This window comes from Shewanella sp. NIFS-20-20 (assembly GCF_019209865.1).
Lineage (GTDB): Bacteria > Pseudomonadota > Gammaproteobacteria > Enterobacterales > Shewanellaceae > Shewanella.
Window position 1 is genome coordinate 1 of record NZ_JAHUTT010000123.1, and the last position, 1,109, is coordinate 1,109.

1 pseudogene is annotated in these 1,109 nt (G+C 41.7%); it reads right to left on the minus strand.

What is annotated here, in order from left to right:
* Positions 1 to 593 precede the first annotated feature (593 nt).
* Positions 594 to 980: pseudogene (locus tag KU855_RS18690) on the minus strand (transposase); the annotation flags it as partial.
* Positions 981 to 1,109 lie beyond the last annotated feature (129 nt).

The window sequence follows — 1,109 nt, forward strand, 5'->3', positions numbered from 1 at the left end:
CCGACTAAGATTAGTGTGCCGATGAAACAGAAACGCTGCATGATGAGCCCCGCCTTCTTGGAGCAAGTCCTTGTGGCCGGATTTACATCAGCGCCTAAATCTTAACCATTCATGCGGACGCCCTGCCAGCAACCTCCTTAAACAAGAGTAATTCAGGTGCAAATGGAGTAAGGGCTAATATAACTAGCAGCATCAACACGTTTTTTGCTTTTTAGACTGAATATTAAACCTTCCATAAGACTTCCTTCCTTGGTTACCTAACGCCTCATTCAGAGGCAATAAAATAGCGGATTAAAATGAGCGAGGCACGAGCAAAAACCAGCTATTTTTTGTACTGCTGAATTCATCAGGCGCCCTAGCTCTATAGGGTCTTCATTCTTTTTCCCTGAAGTTAATTGACCAAGGTTATAGTACCTAGAACCTTTAGCAAAAGAAGATAGAACGTCTAAAATATCGTCTTGGGCTTCACTAGCAGGCGAGACCGCTTTAACCCCATGATCTTTCGCAAATTTTATACAGTTAGAGTATAACTCTGTAATGTTGTGCCCAAAGTCTCTTAGTTACTTAGTAAGCGGTCAATTAACCGGTGAAGCTTATTCTGCTTTACCTAGATCAACATTCCACGGCAGTAAATCAGACAATTCATCTGATGATGCACGCTTGGGTAATTCCGTAAAGAGATGACGAAAATAGTAGTAGGGATTCAAATCATTGGCACGGCAGGTCATCACCAGGCTGTATAAGTTAGCACTGGCTTTAGCCCCACCCACCGACGTCGAGAAAATCCAATTTTTTCGCCCTGTGGTAAACGGCCGGATATCCCGCTCTGTAACATTATTATCAATACTGATATCCCCATCTTCAAGATAGGTCAGTAATTTGGGCCATTGATTTAAGGTGTAACTAATGGCTTTACCTAATGCCCCTTTAGGTAAAACATGTTGGCTGTTTAGCCAATTGTAAAATTCATTAAGGATAGGTTTGGTAAGCCCCTAGAACAGTAGACACTTCATAGAGTTATACTTAACCAAAAATATGAGGTGTTACATGCGCGGAAAACGATATCCAGATGAGTTCAAAATAGAAGCTGTTAAACAAGTCACTGAGCG